At 74.5% G+C, this 18703-nt stretch carries 16 protein-coding genes; 10 read left to right on the top strand and 6 right to left on the bottom strand.

Features of this window, described 5'->3' with window-relative positions:
- Nucleotides 1-11: 11 nt before the first annotated feature.
- Nucleotides 12-1130, bottom strand: coding sequence for a glycosyltransferase (locus tag UXQ13_RS18730; RefSeq protein ID WP_225235723.1), 1119 nt, complete (start codon nt 1128-1130; stop codon nt 12-14).
- 89 nt (nt 1131-1219) lie between these two features.
- Between UXQ13_RS18730 and UXQ13_RS18725 the strand changes: the two genes are divergently transcribed.
- Nucleotides 1220-1669, top strand: a complete 450-nt coding sequence (locus UXQ13_RS18725; RefSeq protein WP_336392722.1) for a hypothetical protein — start codon at nt 1220-1222, stop codon at nt 1667-1669.
- 66 nt (nt 1670-1735) lie between these two features.
- Here the strand turns inward: UXQ13_RS18725 and rpsD are convergent, their stop codons facing one another.
- Nucleotides 1736-2350 carry a 30S ribosomal protein S4 gene (rpsD, locus tag UXQ13_RS18720; protein ID WP_225235725.1) on the bottom strand — a complete coding sequence of 205 codons (615 nt, stop codon included), beginning with the start codon at nt 2348-2350 and terminating at the stop codon, nt 1736-1738.
- A gap of 57 nt (nt 2351-2407) precedes the next feature.
- Here rpsD and UXQ13_RS18715 point away from each other — a divergent pair, with 57 nt between their 5' ends.
- Complete coding sequence (locus UXQ13_RS18715; RefSeq protein WP_225235726.1) at nt 2408-3181, top strand: DUF2470 domain-containing protein; 774 nt, start codon at nt 2408-2410, stop codon at nt 3179-3181.
- Here the strand turns inward: UXQ13_RS18715 and UXQ13_RS18710 are convergent.
- The 3 genes from UXQ13_RS18710 to UXQ13_RS18700 all read right to left on the bottom strand — a co-directional run bounded on the left by UXQ13_RS18710 (nt 3141) and on the right by UXQ13_RS18700 (nt 7841).
- Nucleotides 3141-4763, bottom strand: a complete 1623-nt coding sequence (locus UXQ13_RS18710; protein WP_225235727.1) for an ABC-F family ATP-binding cassette domain-containing protein — start codon at nt 4761-4763, stop codon at nt 3141-3143. The two genes, UXQ13_RS18715 and UXQ13_RS18710, sit on opposite strands and share 41 nt — an antisense overlap.
- Nucleotides 4764-4953: 190 nt before the next feature.
- Nucleotides 4954-6867 carry an AAA family ATPase gene (locus UXQ13_RS18705; protein ID WP_225235728.1) on the bottom strand — a complete coding sequence of 638 codons (1914 nt, stop codon included), beginning with the start codon at nt 6865-6867 and terminating at the stop codon, nt 4954-4956.
- Nucleotides 6864-7841 carry an aldo/keto reductase gene (locus UXQ13_RS18700; RefSeq protein ID WP_225235729.1) on the bottom strand — a complete coding sequence of 326 codons (978 nt, stop codon included), beginning with the start codon at nt 7839-7841 and terminating at the stop codon, nt 6864-6866. Before UXQ13_RS18700 ends, UXQ13_RS18705 begins: the two co-directional genes overlap by 4 nt.
- 52 nt (nt 7842-7893) lie before the next feature.
- On the opposite strand from UXQ13_RS18700, the gene UXQ13_RS18695 reads away from it, so the two are divergent.
- The 6 genes from UXQ13_RS18695 to UXQ13_RS18670 are packed head-to-tail and all read left to right on the top strand — an operon-like array spanning nt 7894 to nt 13208.
- Nucleotides 7894-8709 (top strand): undecaprenyl-diphosphate phosphatase, encoded by an 816-nt coding sequence (locus UXQ13_RS18695; RefSeq protein WP_225235730.1) that lies wholly within the window; start codon nt 7894-7896, stop codon nt 8707-8709.
- A gap of 9 nt (nt 8710-8718) precedes the next feature.
- Nucleotides 8719-9423, top strand: a complete 705-nt coding sequence (locus UXQ13_RS18690) for a histidine phosphatase family protein (protein ID WP_225235731.1) — start codon at nt 8719-8721, stop codon at nt 9421-9423.
- Between the two features lie 10 nt (nt 9424-9433).
- The gene (locus UXQ13_RS18685; protein WP_336392721.1) at nt 9434-9985 is read left to right on the top strand and encodes a DUF3090 family protein; all 552 of its coding nucleotides are present in this window, start codon (nt 9434-9436) and stop codon (nt 9983-9985) included.
- Between the two features lie 32 nt (nt 9986-10017).
- Complete coding sequence (locus UXQ13_RS18680; RefSeq protein WP_336392720.1) at nt 10018-10866, top strand: SCO1664 family protein; 849 nt, start codon at nt 10018-10020, stop codon at nt 10864-10866.
- Between the two features lie 57 nt (nt 10867-10923).
- Nucleotides 10924-12171 (top strand): cysteine--1-D-myo-inosityl 2-amino-2-deoxy-alpha-D-glucopyranoside ligase, encoded by a 1248-nt coding sequence (gene mshC, locus UXQ13_RS18675; protein ID WP_336392719.1) that lies wholly within the window; start codon nt 10924-10926, stop codon nt 12169-12171.
- A gap of 5 nt (nt 12172-12176) precedes the next feature.
- Nucleotides 12177-13208, top strand: coding sequence for an HD domain-containing protein (locus UXQ13_RS18670; protein WP_225235735.1), 1032 nt, complete (start codon nt 12177-12179; stop codon nt 13206-13208).
- 16 nt (nt 13209-13224) lie between these two features.
- On the opposite strand, the gene UXQ13_RS18665 is transcribed toward UXQ13_RS18670, so the two are convergent.
- Nucleotides 13225-14076 (bottom strand): PAC2 family protein, encoded by an 852-nt coding sequence (locus UXQ13_RS18665; protein ID WP_225235736.1) that lies wholly within the window; start codon nt 14074-14076, stop codon nt 13225-13227.
- 81 nt (nt 14077-14157) lie between these two features.
- On the opposite strand from UXQ13_RS18665, the gene metH reads away from it, so the two are divergent.
- Nucleotides 14158-18024: a methionine synthase gene (metH, locus tag UXQ13_RS18660; protein ID WP_336392718.1), complete on the top strand. Its 3867-nt coding sequence runs from the start codon at nt 14158-14160 to the stop codon at nt 18022-18024.
- Nucleotides 18017-18700 (top strand): HAD family hydrolase, encoded by a 684-nt coding sequence (locus UXQ13_RS18655; protein ID WP_336392717.1) that lies wholly within the window; start codon nt 18017-18019, stop codon nt 18698-18700. The genes metH and UXQ13_RS18655 overlap by 8 nt, the downstream gene beginning before the upstream one ends.
- The last annotated feature ends 3 nt before the right edge of the window (nt 18701-18703 follow it).

The raw sequence follows: 18703 nt of genomic DNA, 5'->3' as shown, positions 1-18703 counted from the left end.
CTGACCGGGGGTCACGCGGCCGGGAGCAGCTCGAGCATGCGGTCGACGGCGGCCGACCACGGGAAGTCGGCGGCCCGGGCCCGCGCCGCCCGCCGGCGCTCGTCGACCGGGAGGGCCAGCACCTGCTGCACGCCGTCGGCGAAGGACCCGGCGTCGTCGGCCACCGCGGCCCCGTGCCGACCGCCGGCCACCAGCTCGCGCAGGGCGGAGCTGGCCGAGGCCACCACCGGGGTGCCGCAGGCGAGGGACTCCAGGCCCGCCAGCCCGAAGGTCTCGTGCGGGCCGGGCGCCAGCGCGACGTCCGCGCTGGCCAGCAGGGCGGCGAGACGCCCGCGGTCGGCGACATGGCCGAGCCAGCGCACGGGCAGACCGACGGACCCGGTCTGCAGGCGCGCGGCGAGCGGACCGTCGCCCACCACCACGAGCGTGGCCCGGACCCCGCGCCGCCGGAGCTCGGCCAGCGTGTCCAGCGACCGCTGCGGGTGCTTCTCCGCCGACAGCCGGCCGCAGTGGACCAGCAGGACGTCGGAGCGGTCCAGCAGCTCCGCGCGCAGCCGGACGTCGAACCGGTCCGGGGCGAAGGTGCGCAGGTCGACGCCCAGCGGCACCTGGGCCACCGGCATGCCGAGTCGGGCGAACTCCTCGGCGGCGAAGTCGGTGCTGCAGACCACCAGGTCGTGCCCGGCCACCGTCCGGCGGTTCGCCGCGTCGGCCACCCGGCGCGCGGCACCCGGGGGGAGCAGCCACTGGGTGAGCAGCCGGTCCAACCGCTCGTGGGCGAGGACCAGCGCGGGGACGTCGCGCTCGGCGGCCCACCGGCCCAGGCCCCGCAGCGTCGTCCGGTCCGAGACCTCGATCCGGTCGGGGTGCAGCTGCTCCAGCAGTCGGCGCACGCGCCACGGGTCCATCACCCGGTAGCCGCCGGTGCCGGGCACCCGCGGTGCGGCCAGGGTCAGCCGGGTGACGGTGCCCGCCGCGACGTCGGCCGGGGCGCCGTCGGTCCGCGCCCCCGGGACGACGACGGCCACCGCGTGCCCCCGGTGCGCATAGCCCAGGGCGAGCCGGTCCACCGCCGTCCGCAGTCCGCCGGAGGTGGGGTGGTGCAGGTTGGCCACGAGGACGATGCGCACGCCCGGCACGATCCGGCTCTCCTGCGACGGCCCCGTGGCCGTCGGGTGGACGCCGTGCGGCGGACCGGCGAGCAGGTGATCATGCCGCTGTGACCTGGCCGATCGTCGTGGTGGTGGTGCTCCTCGTGGGGCTGCCGCTGGGTGCTGTCTGGTGGAGCCGCCGGCGGTTCTGGTCCCGGCTGCGGCCGGGGCGCGACCGCGACGTGCTCGGGGAGGTCGTGCGCCGCCACGGTCTAGGACCCGCGGCGATCGCCCGGGTCGAGGACGCCGTCCTGTGGGGGAAGCGGGTCGACGACCCGCGCGAGCGCGCGGCCGTCGTGGACCTGGCCCGGGCGAGCCTTCCGCGCCCGCCGTCCGGCCGGTGGGCCACGGTCGTGGTGGTGGGCGCGGTCGCCTACCTGGTCGTGGCGGTCGCCGGCGCTGTGTGGGCGACCGTGCAGGGACGGTGGGACGACGTGCCGTGGACCGTCCTCCTGGTCGCCGGGCTCGTCGGGGTGGGGAACGGCCCTCGGCTGGCGATCCGCCGGAACACCGACTGACGCTCGGCACGGTCGATGCGCATTCCGCAGCTGGGATGCACAGGAACCGTGCCGAGCCGGCCGGGGTCAGCGGGAGTAGTGCTCCACGACCAGCTGCTCCTCGCACTGCACCGGGATCTCGCTGCGCTGCGGACGGCGGGCGACGAAGCAGGTCAGCTCGGCCAGCCGGACGTCGAGGTACTTCGGCGCCTCGGCGTGCGCGCCGGACGCGGCCACCTGGAAGGGCTGCTTGGGCTTGCTGCGCTCGGCGATGGCGACCACGTCACCGGGCTCGACCCGGTAGCTGGGCCGGTCCACCCGGCGGCCGTTGACCGTCACGTGGTGGTGGGTGACGTTCTGCCGGGCCTGGTAGATGGTCCGGGCGAAGCCGGCGCGCAGCACCGTGGCGTCCAGCCGCGACTCCAGGTCCAGCAGCAGCGCCTCGCCGGTCTTCGCGCCGGTGTTGCGGCCCTGCTTGCGGGCCCGGTCGAAGGCCAGCCGCAGCTGGGTCTCGCTCACGTCGTACTGCGCGCGCAGCCGCTGCTTCTCCAGCAACCGGGTCTTGTAGTCGCTGGTGTTCTTCCGCTTGCGGCCGTGCTCGCCGGGCGGGTAGGGGCGGCGCTCGAAGTACTTCACGCACTTGGGCGTCAGCGGCATGCCCAGTGCGCGGGACAGGCGCACCTTCGGTCGGGGGGTGTTCACGGGGCCTCCTTGTTCGGTTAGCCTCACCTTACTCACACCGAAGACGAGGACCCCGCGATGACGTCGACCACCCCGCCCGCCGTCCGACCCACCGCCGCCGAGCGCGCCCGCAGCGTGGCCTGCCGCCCCTCGGCCGCCGTGTGCGCCGCGGGCGTGTCCGGGTCCCGCGTGCTCGCCCACGCCACCACCCGGGCCGGCCAGGTGTTCCTCGTCGTGGCCGAGGACGGCGAGCTCGCCGCCGCCGTCCGCACCGCCCCCGAGGGCGACCTGCCGGCGCTGCTGATGGTCACCGACCACGCGCCGGTCCCGCTGCGGGACCAGGTCCGGGCCCAGCTGTGGCTGTCCGGGTGGCTGACACCGGTGCGCCCGGAGGATCAGCGCGAGGTCGCCCTGGCCTTCGCCGACGTCCAGCCCGCGGGGGCCCTGCTCGACGTCGGCTCAACCGCCGTGCTGCTGCGCCTGGACCTGGCCGAGGTGGTGCTGGGCGAGGGCGGCACGACCGTCGAGCTCACCCCGGAGGACTACGCCGACGCCGAGCCCGACCCGCTGGTGGGCGTGGAGACCGCGGCCCTGCAGCACCTGGACGCCGACCACCCCGAGGAGCTGGCCCTGCTCCGCTCGCGCATCCCGGGCGTCTGGGTGACCGACACCGACGTCGTGCGGCCGCTGGGCCTGGACCGCTCGGGCTTCCGGCTCCGCATCGAGTCCGCCCGCGGCCACCGCGACGTCCGGGTCCCCTTCGACGTCCCGGTGACCTCCGAGGCCGATCTCGGTCCCGCGGTGCACCGGCTCATGTGCGCGGCCCGGCGCTGCTGCCGGGCGCAGGACTGAGCGCGCCGCCGGTCAGCACCAGCCGGCGGTCCAGCCCGAGGTCGGCGAGGAACCGCTCGTCGTGGCTGACGACCAGCAGGGCGCCCCGGTAGGCCGCCAGCGCCTGCACCAGGTGCCGCACGCTGGCCAGGTCCAGGTTGTTGGTCGGCTCGTCGAGCACCAGCAGCTGCGGTGCCGGGTCGGCGAACAGCACGCAGGCCAGCACGGCGCGCAGCCGCTCGCCGCCGGACAGCGCCCCGACCGGCAGGTGCGCCCGCGACCCGCGGAAGAGGAACCGGGCCAGCAGGGTCAGCCGCTCCGACGCCGGCCGGTCCGGTGCCGCGGCGGCCAGGGCGTCGGCGACCGTCGTCCCGGGGTCGAGCAGGTCCAGCCGCTGCGACAGGTGGGCGACCCTTCCCTCGGCCCGGGTGACCGTGCCCCGGTCGGGGACCAGCGCGCCGGTCAGCACCTGCAGCAGGGTGGTCTTGCCCGAGCCGTTGGCGCCGGTCAGGGCCACCCGTTCCGGCCCGCGCAGCACCAGGTCCACCCCGGCCGGGAACGGGTCGCGGACGCCGACGCCGCGCGCCTCCAGCACGGTGCGCCCGGCCGGCACCCGGGTGTCGGGCAGCTCCAGGGCGATCTCGTCGTCGGTCCGCAGGGCGGCCTCCGCACGGTCCAGGCGGGCCCGGGCGTCGTCCACCCGGGAGCCGTGCGTGCCGTCGGCGCGACCAGCGGACTCCTCGGCCCGGCGCTTGCGGGCGCCGAGCAGGATCTTCGGGATCCCGGCGTCCGGCGCCTTCCGGGCGGCGGAGCCGGCCCGGCGCTCGGCCCGCTCCCGGGCCTCCTGCTTCTCCCGCTTCTCCCGCCGCAGCGCCTGCTCGGCGCCCCGGACGTCGCGCTCGGCGGCGGCCTGCTCGGTGGCCACCACCGACGTCCACTCCGTGTACCCACCGGCGACCAACCGCAGCCGGCCCCGGTCGAGCTCGGCGATCTGGTCCATGCGGTCGAGCAGGTCGCGGTCGTGGCTGACCACCAGCACCGTGCCGCCGGCGCCGGCCACGACGTCGTGCAGCCGGGCCCGCTCGCGGGCGTCGAGGTTGTTGGTCGGCTCGTCGAGCAGCAGGACGTCGGGACGGCGGAGCAGCTGCCCGGCCAGCCCGAGCACCACCACCTGGCCGCCGCTGAGGGTGGCCAGCTCCCGGTCCAGGCCGATGCCGCCCAGGCCCAGCCGGTCGAGCTGGGCGGAGGCGCGCTCCTCGACGTCCCAGTCGGTGCCGACGGTGTCGAGGCGGGCGGGGTCGACGTCGCCGGACTCCACGGCGCGGATCGCCGCCAGCACCGGGGCGACCCCGAGGACGTCGGCGACCGTGCCCGCGGCGGTGGTCGGCAGCGCCTGCGGCAGGTACCCGACCACGCCGTCGACGGTCACCGACCCGGCGGTGGGCGACAGCTCACCGGTGACCAGCCGCAGCAGGGTGGTCTTGCCGCCGCCGTTGGGCGCGACCAGGCCGGTGCGGCCGGGCCCGATCGTGGCGGTGACGCCGTCGAGCACGGGCGTGCCGTCGGGCCAGGCGAAGGACAGGGAGTTCAGCGTGATGGGCACGGGAGGACCTCGCGGGGGGACGCCGGGGGAGAGGGCGGGGGCGAGGTCGTCAGCGCACGGGGGCAGTCTGCCCACCCCGTCGCCCGCGCGCACCCGCTTTTCCACCCCGGGCCGCCCAGGCAAGGGAGCCCCTGCCGAATGCAGGGCGCCCGGCAGGTGCGGAAGGGATCCCTTGCCTCGGCCGGGCGGGTCAGCCCAGGTGGTCGCGGAGGAGCGCGGCCAGCCTCGTCCGCCGGGGCTTCACGTCGACCTCGCGGACCGCCCTCGCCAGCGCGGCACCGGACGCGTGCACGATCGACAGGTGGCGCTGAGCCCGGGTCAGCGCGGTGTAGACCAGCGGCCGGGACAGCATCCCGCCGGCCTCCGGCGGCAGGACGACGACCACGCCGGGCCACTCCGAGCCCTGCGCGCGGTGCACGGTGATCGCCCAGCCGTGCTTGAGGTCGCCCAGCGCCGAGGTGGGCACGGTGCACGGCCCGGAGCTGAAGTCGACCGACAGCGTGCCGTCGCCGGTGCCGGTGACCACGCCGACCTCGCCGTTGGCGAAGCCGACCGGGTCCAGGTCCAGGTGGTTGGCGGTGGCGACCACCCGGTCGCCGACGTCGAAGCCCCAGACGGTGCCGTCGCCGGGGTTGAGCCGGGCCTTCAGCGCCTTGTTCAGCTCGATCGTGCCGGCCGGTCCGCGGTGCACCGGCGTCACCACCTGCACGGTGGACGGGTCGATCGACAGCGCCCGCGGGATGGAGTCGGTGACCAGCTGGACCACCCGGCGGGCGGCCTCGGCGCTGCCCTGCGCCGGCACGATGACCACCTCGCGGTCGGGGGAGTCCACCTGCACCAGCTCGCCGCCGCGCACGCCGGTCGCCAGTTTCGCGATGGCGCCACCGGCGGCCTGCCGGTGCAGGATCGTCAGCTCGGTCACCGGCACGACGCCGGAGTCGATCAGGTCGCCCAGCACGTGGCCCGGACCGATCGAGGGCAGCTGCGCCGGGTCGCCGACCAGCAGCAGGTGCGTGCCGTCGCCGCACGCCTCGAGCAGGGCGGCGGTCAGCTCGACGTCCAGCATCGAGGCCTCGTCGACGACGACCACGTCGGCGTCCAGCGGCCACTCCTCGTTGCGGGCGAACCCGCCCGTCATGCCCTGCGCGCCCAGCAGCCGGTGCACGGTGGTCGCCGGGTGGTCGGTGAGCTCCTCCAGCCGCTTGGCCGCCCGGCCGGTCGGTGCGGCCAGCGCGAGCTCGACGCCCTTCGACTCCAGCAGCTTGACGACGCTGGCGACGGTGCGGCTCTTGCCGGTACCGGGTCCACCGGTCAGCAGCGAGACCCCGGCGGCGAGGACCTGGGTCACCGCGTCCTTCTGCGCCGGGTCCAGCCCCTGCGCCACCGCCTTCACCGCGGACGCCGGGGCGATCGGCTCGGCGGTGGCCGCCAGCCGGGCGATGTTCTCGGCCACGGCGTCCTCGGCCATGCCGTAGCGGGCCAGGCTCAGCGTCCGCAGCGACGGGTCCGGCTCCTCGTCGGACTCCTCGTCGAACGGGGGCTCGTGCTCCAGCACGTCCCCGCTCTCCACGGCGGCCAGCACCGCGGCGGCGACGTCGTCCACGCCCTCGGCGCGCAGCGCGGTGAGCACCTGGTCCACCGGCAGCACGGTGTGCCCGTCGCGGGTGGCGGTGCGCAGGGTGAGCGCGACCAGGGCCCGGCCGCGCCGGCTGTCCTGCCGGTCGGCCCCCTTGAGGACGGCGATCGCGAGCCGGTCGGCGTCGGCGAGGGACACCTGGTTGAGCAGCAGCAACCGCCACGGGTCGTCCCGCAGGCGCCGTCCGGCGTCCGGGCCCAGCACCTCGCTGACCCCGGCGGCGAGCTTGGCGGCCAGGCCGGCACCGACCAGCAGCTCGACGACCTCGTAGGCCGGGGCCGCCGACAGGAAGGAGGAGAACAGCCGCTCGGCGCGCTGCCGGCCCACCCGCGGCAGCTTGACCAGGTTGTCGGCGCTGACGTGGTCGGGGGCGGTGATGCCGGCGCCGGGCAGCTCGGCGGCCGCGCGCTTGCCGAGCCCGGGCCAGAGCCCGGCGGCGGTGAAGGCGGCGAAGACGGGGTCGGTCATCCGGGGCGGCGGTCGGGGTACGAGGTGTGCGGGGCGGAGACCTCGTCCAGGGCGAACCGGATCGCCGCGGGCAGGCTGACCTCCTCGGCGTCCAGGCTGACCTGCAGCTGGGCGGCGGTGCGCGCGCCGACGACCGGGGCGACGACGCCGGGCCGGTCGCGCAGCCAGGCCAGCGCCACGGCCAGCGGGACGGTGTGCAGGCCCTGGGCGGCGGTGCAGACGGCCTCGACGACCCGGTCGGCGTCCTTGGAGCGCAGGTCGTCGACGAAGCCGGACCACTGCGGGGAGGCACCGCGGCTGTCGCTGGGGGTGGTGTGCCGGTACTTGCCGGTCAGCAGGCCGCGGCCCAGCGGCGACCAGGGCAGCAGCCCGATGCCCAGGGACTCCACGGCCGGCACGACCTCGCGCTCGACGCCGCGCTGCAGCAGCGAGTACTCCATCTGGCTGCTGACGATCGGGGCGCGCCCGGGCCAGCTGCGCTGGTGGGTGGCGGCCTGCGCGGTCTGCCAGCCGGTGAGGTTGCTCACGCCGACGTAGCGGGCGCGGCCGCTGCTCACCGCGGTGTCCAGGGCAGCCAGGGTCTCGTCCAGGGGGGTGTGGTCGTCCCAGGCGTGCAGCTGCCAGAGGTCGACGTGGTCCAGGCCGAGGCGCTCGAGCGAGGCGTCCAGGGCGGCCAGGAGGTGGCCGCGCGAGCCGCCGCGGCCCATGGCCCCGGTGCGGGTGCGGCCGCCGGCCTTGGTCGCGACCAGCACGTCCTCCCGCGGGACGACGTCGGACAGCAGCCGGCCCAGCGTCCGCTCGGACTCCCCGTCGACGTAGACGTCCGCGGTGTCCACCAGCGTGCCGCCGGCGTCGACGAAGGCGGTCAGCTGCATCGCAGCCTCGTCCTCGTCGGTGTCCCCGCCCCAGGTCATCGTGCCCAGCGCGAGCCGGGAGACCACCAGGCCGCTGCGCCCCAACGCCCGCTGTTCCACGAGGGGTCAACCTACCGGGACCTGCCAGGCCCGGACCGTAGGCTGCCGCCCCGTGGGTTGGGTAGAAGCAGTCGTCCTCGGGCTGGTGCAGGGACTCACGGAGTTCCTGCCCATCTCCTCCAGCGCGCACCTCCGGGTGGTCGGCGCCCTCTTCGGCTGGGACGACCCGGGTGCGGCGTTCACCGCGATCACCCAGATCGGCACCGAGATCGCCGTCCTCATCTACTTCCGGCACGACATCTGGAACATCATCCGGACCTGGGTGCTCTCGCTGCGGGACAAGTCGCTGCGCTCGGAGCCCGACGCCCGGATGGGCTGGCTGATCATCATCGGGTCGATCCCGATCGTCGTCCTGGGGCTCCTGCTGCAGGACAAGATCGAGACGACGTTCCGCGACCTGCGGATCATCGCCATCGCCCTGGTCGTGTTCTCCCTGGTGCTCTTCTTCGCCGACCGGATCGGCAGCAAGCAGCGCCAGCTGTCGGACCTGACCGTCGGCCACGGCGTGCTCTACGGGCTGGCCCAGGCGGCGGCGCTGATCCCCGGCGTGTCGCGGTCGGGCGGCACGATCACGATGGGCCTGTTCCTCGGCTACTCCCGGGCGGCCGCGGCGCGCTACTCGTTCCTGCTGGCCATCCCCGCCGTCCTCGGCTCGGGCCTGTTCCAGGCCTACGAGTCGCTGGACACCGGCATCGAGTGGGGCCCGACGATCGTGGCCACGGTGATCGCCTTCGGCGTCGGCTTCGCCGTGATCGCCTGGCTGCTGCGCTACCTGGAGCGCGGCACCTTCACCCCGTTCGTGGTCTACCGGATCGTGCTGGGCCTCGCCCTGCTCGCCCTGGTCGGCGCGGGCGTGCTGACGCCCTAACCTCGGACCATGACCACGGTGATCCTGCTCCGCCACGGCCGGACGACGGCGAACGCGTCCGGCCTGCTCGCCGGCTGGACCCCCGGGGTCCGGCTGGACGAGAAGGGCGAGGAGCAGGTGGCCGCCGTGGGCGCCCGGCTCGCCCCGGTCCCGCTGGCCGCGATCGTGTCCAGCCCGCTGGAGCGCTGCCAGCAGACCGCCGGCGCCGTCCTGGCCGGCCGCGAGCTCGAGCTGCAGACCGACGACCGGCTGGGGGAGTGCCGCTACGGCGACTGGACCGGCAAGCCGATCAAGGACCTGCTCAAGGAGCCGCTGTGGAAGGTCGTGCAGCAGCACCCCTCCGCCGCGGTCTTCCCCGGCCCCGAGGGCGAGGGGCTGGCGCAGACCCAGGCCCGCGCCGTCGCCGCCGTCCGGGAGTGGAACGCGAAGCTGGGCCCGGACGCCGTCTGGCTGGCCTGCACCCACGGCGACGTGATCAAGGCGATCCTGGCCGACGCCTACGGCATGCACCTGGACTCCTTCCAGCGGATCGTCGCCGACCCCGCCTCGATCTCGGTCGTCAGCTACACCGAGACCCGCCCGTTCGTGCTCCGGGTCAACGACTCCGGCGGCGACGTCAGCGGGCTGATCCCGCCGAAGAAGAAGGCCCGCCGCTCGCGGAAGGCCTCCTCGGACGCCGTCGTCGGCGGGGGCGCCGGCCCGGCCGGCGCGTAACCTCGTCGCCGTGCCACGCCAGGTCTTCCTCTTCGAACGCCCCGTCCGCTTCGTCGCCGGCACCGTCGGGCAGCCCGGCGACCGCACCTTCTACCTGCAGGCCGCCGACCAGGCCGGTCGGGTGGTCAGCGTCGCCCTGGAGAAGTCTCAGGTCGAGGTGCTCGCCGAGCGGATGAGCGAGCTGCTCGACGAGGTCGCCACCCGGGCCACCACCGTCGTCCCCCCGGACGCCGACGTCGACGACCTCGACCCGTTGACCGCCCCCGTCGACGAGGAGTTCCGCGTCGCGGCCATGGGCCTGGCCTGGGACGGCGAGGCCCAGGCCGTCGTCGTGGAGGCCGTGGCCGCCGGCGAGGAGCCGATCGACGAGGACGCGATCCTCTCCGACGCCGACGAGGGCCCCGACGCGCTGCGGGTGGTCATCACCCCGGCGGCGGCCCGCGGCTTCGTGGCCCGCGCCCGCCGGGTGGTCTCGGCCGGGCGGCCGGCCTGCCCGTTGTGCTCGATGCCGCTGGACCCGGCCGGCCACGTCTGCCCGCGGCAGAACGGGTACCGGCGCTGACCGAGCGCCAGGGCGGCACGGGCGACGAGCTCGTGGACGCCTTCCTGGGCGGCGAGCTCGACGACCTCGCGGACGAGCCCGACGAGGACGACGAGTTCGAGGACGACGAGGACGGCGAGACCCGCGAGGTCGAGGGCCTGGCCTTCGACCACGGCGACCGGCGCTCGCCCGCCGACGACGCCGAGTCGCGCACGCTGCTGCTCGACGGCGAGCTGGACCTCGAGGGCCGGCTGCTCGACGCCTCCAACGTCACCCTGATCGGGGCCATCCGCACCGACACCCTGGCCGGGGAGTGCGTCTACAAGCCGGTGCGCGGCGAGCGCCCGCTGTGGGACTTCCCCGACGGCACGCTGGCCGGCCGGGAGATCAGCGCCTACCTGGTCTCCGAGGCCACCGGCTGGCGGGTCGTGCCCCCCACGGTGCTGCGCGACGGGCCCTTCGGCAGCGGCATGGTCCAGCTGTGGCAGCACATCGACCCGACGGTGGAGATGACCACCTTCGTGCGGCGGGACATCCCCGAGCTGCGCCGGATGGCGGTGTTCGACGCGGTGGTCAACAACGCCGACCGCAAGGGCGGGCACATGATCCCGGTCGCCGGCGGCCACGTGTACGGCGTGGACCACGGCATCTGCTTCTCCGCCGACCCCAAGCTGCGCACCCTGCTGTGGCGGTGGGCCGGTCAGCCGCTCACCGACGAGGCGGTCGAGGTGCTGGACCGGCTGCAGGACCAGCTGCGCGGTGACCTGGGGGAGCAGCTGCACGAGCACCTGACCCGCACCGAGGTCCGCCGCACCCAGCAGCGGGTCGCCGACCTGCTGCGCAGCGGCCGGCACCCCGAGCCCAGCGGTGACTGGCCCGCGCTGCCCTGGCCGCCGTTCTAGCCAGGGGATCCACCGGGGGAGGCGAGGTCGTCGGCGGGCCGCCGTAGGCTTCCCTCCGTGCTCAGCTGGCCCGCCCCCCTCCTGCCCTCCCTGCCCGGGAACGGCCCCGCCCTGCGGTTGCACGACACCGCGCGCAGCGAGGTCGTGGCCACCAGCCCGGGTCCCACCGCGCGGATGTACGTCTGCGGGATCACCCCCTACGACGCCACGCACCTGGGCCACGCGGCCACCTACCTGGCCTTCGACCTGGTCAACCGGGTGTGGCGCGACCTCGGGCACGCCGTGCACTACGTGCAGAACGTGACCGACGTCGACGACCCGCTCTTCGAGCGGGCCAACCGCGACGGCGAGGACTGGATCGTGCTGGGCATGCGGGAGACCGCGCTGTTCCGCGAGGACATGACCGCGCTGCGCGTGCTGCCGCCCGAGGACTACGTCGGCGCCGTCGAGGCGATCCCGCAGATCGTCGCCCACGTCGAGGAGCTGCAGGCCGCGGGCCTGGCCTACACCCTCGAGGACGGCACCGGCGACGTCTACCACGACGTCGCCCAGGCGCCGGGTTTCGGCGGCGAGAGCGGCTACGACGAGGCCACCATGCTGCGGCTGTCCGCCGAGCGCGGGGGAGACCCCGATCGTCCGGGCAAGCGCAACCGGCTGGACCCGCTGCTGTGGCGCGGGGCCCGCGAGGGCGAGCCGTCCTGGGCCGGGCCGCAGGGCGTGGCCGGGCGACCGGGCTGGCACGTGGAGTGCGCCTCCATCGCGCTGGGCACCATCGGCATGGGCTTCGACGTCCAGGCCGGCGGCAGCGACCTGGTCTTCCCGCACCACGAGTTCTCCGCCGTGCACGCCGAGGCGCTCACCGGCAGCAAGCCCTTCGCCCAGGCCTACGTGCACGCGGCGATGATCGGCCTGGACGGCGAGAAGATGAGCAAGAGCCGGGGCAACCTGGTCTTCGTCTCCCGGCTGCGCGGCGACGGCGTCGACCCCATGGCCATCCGGCTGGCGCTGCTGTCCGGGCACTACCGCACCGACCGCGCCTGGACCCCCGACTTGCTCTCCGACGCCGAGCGCCGGCTGGCCACCTGGCGCGAGGCCGTGACCCGCCGGTCGGGGGCGTGCGCCGCGGAGGTGCTCACCGCCGTCCGCGAGCGGCTGTCCGACGACCTGGACTCCCCGGCTGCCATCGCCGCCGTCGACGCCTGGGCCGCGGCCACCCTCGGCGGCGGCGACGTCGCCGAGCAGGACGAGGGCGCACCGGACGTCGTCCGCGACGCCGTCGACGCACTGCTCGGCGTGGCGCTGTAGCTCCCGTGAGCACCCCGTTCCGGCTCACCGACCGGGTCGCCCGCGAGCAGGCCGAGCAGCTGCTGGCGCCCGCGGCCGCCCGGTCGACGTCGTCCCGGGGACGGGTCCGGCCCGAGCCGGAGGACCCGCTGCGCACGGCCTACGAGCGCGACCGGGACCGGATCCTGCACGCCAAGGCGTTCCGCCGGCTCAAGCACAAGACACAGGTGTTCCTGCACCCCGACGGCGACCACTTCGTCACCCGGCTGACCCACACGCTTCAGGTCACCCAGGTGGCGCGGTCGCTGGCTGCTGCGCTGGGTCTCAACGAGACGCTGGCCGAGGCGATCGCGCTGGGCCACGACGTCGGTCACTCGCCGTTCGGCCACATCGGCGAGGACGCGCTGGAGCCCTACGTCCCCGGCGGCTGGCACCACGCGGCGCAGGGGGTGCGGATCGTCGAGGTGCTCGAGGACCTCAACCTGACCTGGGAGGTCCGCGACGGGGTGCGGGCGCACAGCTGGAAGATCGACCCGCCGCCGACCACCCGCGAGGCCGAGTGCGTGCGGTACGCCGACCGGATCGGCTATCTGTCCCACGACGCGCTGGACGCCGTCCGGGCCGGCGTGCTGGCTCCCGGTGACCTGCCGGCCCGCGCCCGGGCGGTGTTCGGCGAGCCCGGCAGCCAGATGGTCGGCGCGATGATCGACGCGGTGGTGACCGGCAGCCTCGCCGACGGCGGCGCCGTGGTCATGGAGCCCGACGCGCTGGAGGCCATGCACGAGCTGCGGGCGTTCATGTTCGAGCGGGTCTACGGCTCCGAGGTGGCCGCTGGCCAGAAGCACGTGGCGGTCGGCGTCATCCGCCGGCTGGTCGAGCACTACCTGGCCCACCCCGACCAGATCCCGGCCAGCTACCGCGACCCGGCCGCCGACACGATGACCCAGGTCGTCGACCACGTCACCGGCATGACCGACCGCTATGCGCTGACCACCCACGACCGCCTCTTCGACGCCGACGCCACGGCGAGGATGACCCCGCTGCTCGGCTCCCCGTGAGGTGGCCGGCTGAGGGCTACTTCTCGCGGCGCTTCAGGTAGCGCTCGAACTCTCTCGCGATCTGGTCGCCGTCGGCCTGGGACAGGTCGCTCTCGGTGGCCCGCTCCTCCAGGGAGCGCACGTACTCCACGACCTCGTCGTCGTCGGCGGCCATCTCGTCGACGGTCCGCACCCACTGCTCGGCCTGCTCGGGCAGCCCGCCCAGCGGCACGGCCAGCTCGAGGACCTCCTCCACCCGGTGCAGCAGCGCGACCGTGGCGCGGGGGGAGGGCGGCTGCGACACGTAGTGCGGGACGGCGGCCCAGAAGCTCACCGCGGGCAGCCCGGCCTGGACGCAGGCGTCCTGGAAGACGCCGAGGATGCCGGTGGGGCCCTCGTACGTCGAGGTCTCCAGGCCCCACTTCTGCGCCGACTCGCTGTCGTAGGCCGAGCCGGAGACCGGGGTGGGCCGGGTGTGCGGGGTGTCGGCCAGCAGCGCGCCCAGCGCCACCACGGTGGACACCTCGAGCTCCTGCAGGATGGCGATCAGCTCGGCGCAGAACCCGCGCCAGCGCATGTTGGGCTCGATCCCGCGCACCAGGACGACGTCGCGGTCGCCGCCGGCGGGCTTGCGGGCCACCGAGATCCGGGTGGTCGGCCACTCGACCTTGCGGCTGACGCCGTCCTTGAGCGAGACCTGCGGGCGGTTGACCTGGAAGTCGTAGTAGTCCTCGGGGTCCAGCGCGGCCAGCGGCTCGGCGTCCCAGATCAGCTCCAGGTGCTCCAGCGCGCCGGTCGCGGCGTCCCCGGCGTCGTTCCAGCCCTCGAAGGCCACCACGACGACGGGGTCGGTGAGCCGGGGCAGGTCGGAGGGGGTCGGGTCGATCACCTGACCGAGCCTACGTCGCCCGCGCGGTGCACCCCGGTCCCCGACGGCCGACGTGCACAATGGGCGCGAACCGGTCGCACCGTGGAGCCCCGCAACGCAGCCGACTCGCCCTCGGGCGAGCCGCTCCCGTTGTCCCCCCGTGAGGTCACCGTGCTCGAGACGCCCCAGCCCCGCCCCGACGCCACCGACCAGCTGCGCGCCCTGCTGGCCGAGCGGATCCTCGTGCTCGACGGCGCGATGGGCACCGCCATCCAGCGCGACCGCCCCGACGAGGCCGGCTACCGCGGCGAACGCTTCGCCGACTGGCCCAGCGACGTCCAGGGCAACAACGACCTGCTCAGCATCACCGCACCGGACATCATCCGCGGCATCCACGAGGAGTACCTCGCCGCCGGCGCGGACCTGCTGGAGACCAACACCTTCAACGCCACGTCGATCTCGCTCGGCGACTACGGCATGTCCGACCTGGCCTACGAGCTCAACCTGGCCAGCGCCCGGCTGGCCCGCGAGGCTGCCGACGCGGTGAGCACCCCGGACAAGCCGCGGTTCGTGGTCGGCGCAATCGGCCCGACCAGCCGGACGGCGTCGATCAGCCCCGACGTCAACGACCCGGGCGCCCGCAACGTCAGCTACGACGAGCTGGTCGAGGCCTACCTGGAGCAGGCGCGCGGACTCGTGGACGGCGGGTCCGACGTCCTGCTGGTCGAGACCATCTTCGACACGCTCAACGCCAAGGCGGCGATCTTCGCGCTGGAGACGCTGTTCGAGGACCGCGGCCGCCGGTGGCCGGTGATGATCTCCGGGACGATCACCGACGCGTCCGGGCGCACGCTGTCCGGCCAGGTCACCGAGGCGTTCTGGAACTCCGTGCGGCACGTGCGGCCGCTGCTGGTCGGGCTCAACTGCGCCCTCGGCGCGGCCGAGATGCGGCCCTACATCGCCGAGCTGGCCCGCGTCGCCGACACCTTCGTCTCCTGCTACCCCAATGCCGGGCTGCCCAACGCCTTCGGCGAGTACGACGAGGCCCCGCACGAGACCGCGGCGGTGCTGCAGGAGTTCGCCGAGGCCGGGTTCGTCAACCTGGTCGGCGGGTGCTGCGGCACCACCCCCGCCCACATCGCGGCCATCGCCGGGGTGGTGGCGGACCGGACGCCGCGCACGCCGCCCGTGGTGGCCCCCGCGCTGCGGCTGTCGGGGCTGGAGCCGCTGACCGTCGTCCCGGAGTCGTTGTTCGTGAACGTCGGCGAGCGGACCAACATCACCGGGTCGGCCCGCTTCCGGAACCTGATCAAGGCCGGGGACTACCCGGCCGCCCTCGCCGTCGCCCGCCAGCAGGTCGAGGCCGGTGCGCAGGTCATCGACGTGAACATGGACGAGGGCATGATCGACGGCGTCGCGGCCATGGACCGCTTCGTCAAGCTGATCGCCGCCGAGCCGGACATCAGCCGGGTGCCCACGATGGTCGACTCCTCCAAGTGGGAGGTCATCGAGGCCGGGCTCAAGTGCGTGCAGGGCAAGTCGATCGTCAACTCCATCTCGCTGAAGAACGGCGAGGAGGAGTTCGTGAAGCAGGCCCGGCTGTGCCGGATGCACGGGGCCGCCGTCGTCGTGATGGCCTTCGACGAGGACGGCCAGGCCGACAACCTGGAGCGGCGGAAGCAGATCTGCCGCCGGGCCTACGACATCCTGGTCGACCAGGTCGGCTTCCCGGCCGAGGACATCATCTTCGACCCGAACGTCTTCGCCGTGGCCACCGGCATCGAGGAGCACGCCACCTACGGCCAGGACTTCATCGAGGCCACCCGCTGGATCAAGCAGAACCTGCCCGGGGCGCTGGTGTCCGGCGGGGTCTCGAACGTCTCCTTCAGCTTCCGCGGCAACAACAAGGTCCGCGAGGCCATCCACGCCGTCTTCCTCTTCCACGCCATCCGGGCCGGCATGGACATGGGCATCGTCAACGCCGGGGCCCTGGAGGTTTACGACGAGGTGCCCGAGCTGCTGCGCGAGCGGATCGAGGACGTCGTCCTCAACCGGCGGCCGGACTCCACCGAGCGGCTGCTGGAGATCGCCGGGGACTTCGCCGGCGACGGCAGCGTCCGCGAGGTCGCCACCGAGGAGTGGCGCTCGCTGCCGGTGGGGGAGCGGATCACCCACGCGCTGGTCAAGGGCATCGACGAGTTCGCCGAGTCCGACACCGAGGAGCTCCGCCGGGAGATCTCGGCCCGCGGCGGTCGACCGATCGAGGTCATCGAGGGCCCGCTGATGGCCGGCATGAACGTCGTCGGCGACCTCTTCGGCGCCGGCAAGATGTTCCTGCCCCAGGTGGTCAAGAGCGCCCGGGTGATGAAGAAGGCCGTTGCCCACCTCATCCCGTACATCGAGGCGGAGAAGCAGCCCGGGGACGTCGAGCGCAGCAACGGCACGGTCGTCATGGCCACCGTGAAGGGCGACGTGCACGACATCGGCAAGAACATCGTCGGCGTCGTCCTGCAGTGCAACAACTACGACGTCGTCGACCTCGGCGTCATGGTGCCGGCCCAGAAGATCCTGGACGCCGCCAAGGAGCACGGTGCCGACGTGATCGGGCTGTCCGGCCTGATCACCCCGTCGCTGGACGAGATGGTGAACTTCGCCGCCGAGATGGAGCGGCAGGGCCTGGACATCCCGCTGATGATCGGCGGCGCCACCACCTCCCGGGCGCACACCGCGGTGAAGGTGGACCAGCGGTACCACGGCCCGGTCATCTGGGTGAAGGACGCATCGCGGTCCGTGCCGGTGGTCGCCGCCCTGCTGTCCGACGAGCAGCGGCCCAAGCTGCTGGAGACCACCGAGGCCGACTACGACGCGCTGCGCGAGCGGCACGCCGCCCGGGAGGACACCCGCTCGCTGCTGCCGCTGGCCGCCGCCCGGGCCGCCGCGTCGGCGCTGGACTGGACCGACTACCGCCCGCCCCGCCCGCACCTGCTGGCCCGGCAGTCGCCCGACGCCTGCCGCGGCCCGGCGTGCGACCACAGGGGCGGGCACGTCACCCAGTTCACCAAGGTGTTCACCGACTACCCGCTGGCCGAGCTGCGCGACTACATCGACTGGCAGCCCTTCTTCAACGCCTGGGAGATGCGCGGCCGGTTCCCCGACATCCTCAACAACCCGGCCACCGGCGAGGCGGCCCGCCGGCTCTACGAGGACGCCAACGCCATGCTCGACCGGGTCGTCGAGGAGAAGTGGCTGCGGGCCGCCGGGGTGTTCGGGCTCTTCCCGGCGTCCCGGGTGGACGGCGTCGAGGACATCACCGTCTACGCCGACGACGCCCGCACCGAGGTCGCCGCGACCTTCCACCACCTGCGCCAGCAGGGCGAGGGCCGCGACGGGTCCGCCCGCAAGTCCCTCGCCGACTTCGTCGCCCCGGCGTCGACCGGGCTGCGCGACCACGTGGGCGCCTTCGCGGTGACCGCCGGGCTGGGCTCGCAGGAGAGGGTGGCCCAGTTCAAGGCCGACCTGGACGACTACTCCGCGATCATGCTGGAGTCGCTGGCCGACCGGCTGGCCGAGGCCTTCGCCGAGCGGCTGCACGAGCGGGTGCGCACCGAGTTCTGGGGCTACGCCCCCGACGAGGACCTGGACGGCGACGCCCTGCTCGCCGAGAAGTACCGCGGCATCCGGCCGGCTCCGGGCTACCCCGCCTGCCCCGAGCACACCGAGAAGCAGACGATCTGGCAGCTGCTGGACGTCGAGGCCACCGTCGGCATCGAGCTGACCGAGTCGATGGCGATGTGGCCCGGCGCCGCGGTGAGCGGGCTGTACTTCTCCCACCCGCAGTCGCAGTACTTCGTGCTCGGCCGGGTCGGCCGCGACCAGGTCAGCGACTACGCCGCCCGCAAGGGCTGGACCGTCGCCGAGGCCGAGAAGTGGCTGTCGCCCAACCTGGGGTACCGGACCGAGGATGAGTGAGCTGACCGCCGTCCTGTTCGACATGGACGGGACCCTGCTGGCGACCGAGCAGTACTGGGACGAGGCCCTCGTCGAGCTGGGCGCCGGCTGGGGCACGACCGTGGGTCCCGAGGCGCTCGCCGCGACCGCCGGGGTGGACCTGGACGGCGCCATGGCCATCGTCCGGGCCGCCGTCGGGGTCTCCCGCACCCCGGAGCAGTCCGCCGCCGACCACGCATGGGTGGTGGGCCGGGTCGAGGAGCTGATGGCGGGGTCGGTGAGTTGGCAGCCGGGCGCGCGGGAGCTGCTGCTGGCCTGCCTGGCCGAGGGCGTCCGGACCGCGCTGGTGACCACCACGCCCCGGGCGCTGGTCACCCACGTGCTCGGGCACCTGCGGCCCGACCTGGGCACCGAGCCGTTCGAGGTCGTGGTGTGCGGCGACGAGGTGCCGGCCCGCAAGCCCGACCCGGCGCCGTACCTGCAGGCCATGGCTGCCCTGGGCCTGGGCCCGGCGGACTGCGTGGTCGTGGAGGACTCGCTCACCGGCAGCCGGGCCGGCCTGGACGCCGGATGCCGGGTGCTCGGGGTGCCCGCGGGGCAGGTGCTCCCGGCCGAGCCCGGCCTGACCGTCGGCTCGACCCTGGTCGGGGTCACGCCCGCCGCCCTCGCCGCGCTGCCGTACCCGGTCCGGGCCTGACCC

The organism is Klenkia terrae, from assembly GCF_037083865.1.
In the GTDB taxonomy this organism is placed as follows: Bacteria; Actinomycetota; Actinomycetes; order Mycobacteriales; family Geodermatophilaceae; genus Klenkia; species Klenkia terrae.
The sequence above is the reverse complement of the archived record's forward strand: the minus strand, read 5'-3'. Positions and strand labels throughout refer to the sequence as shown.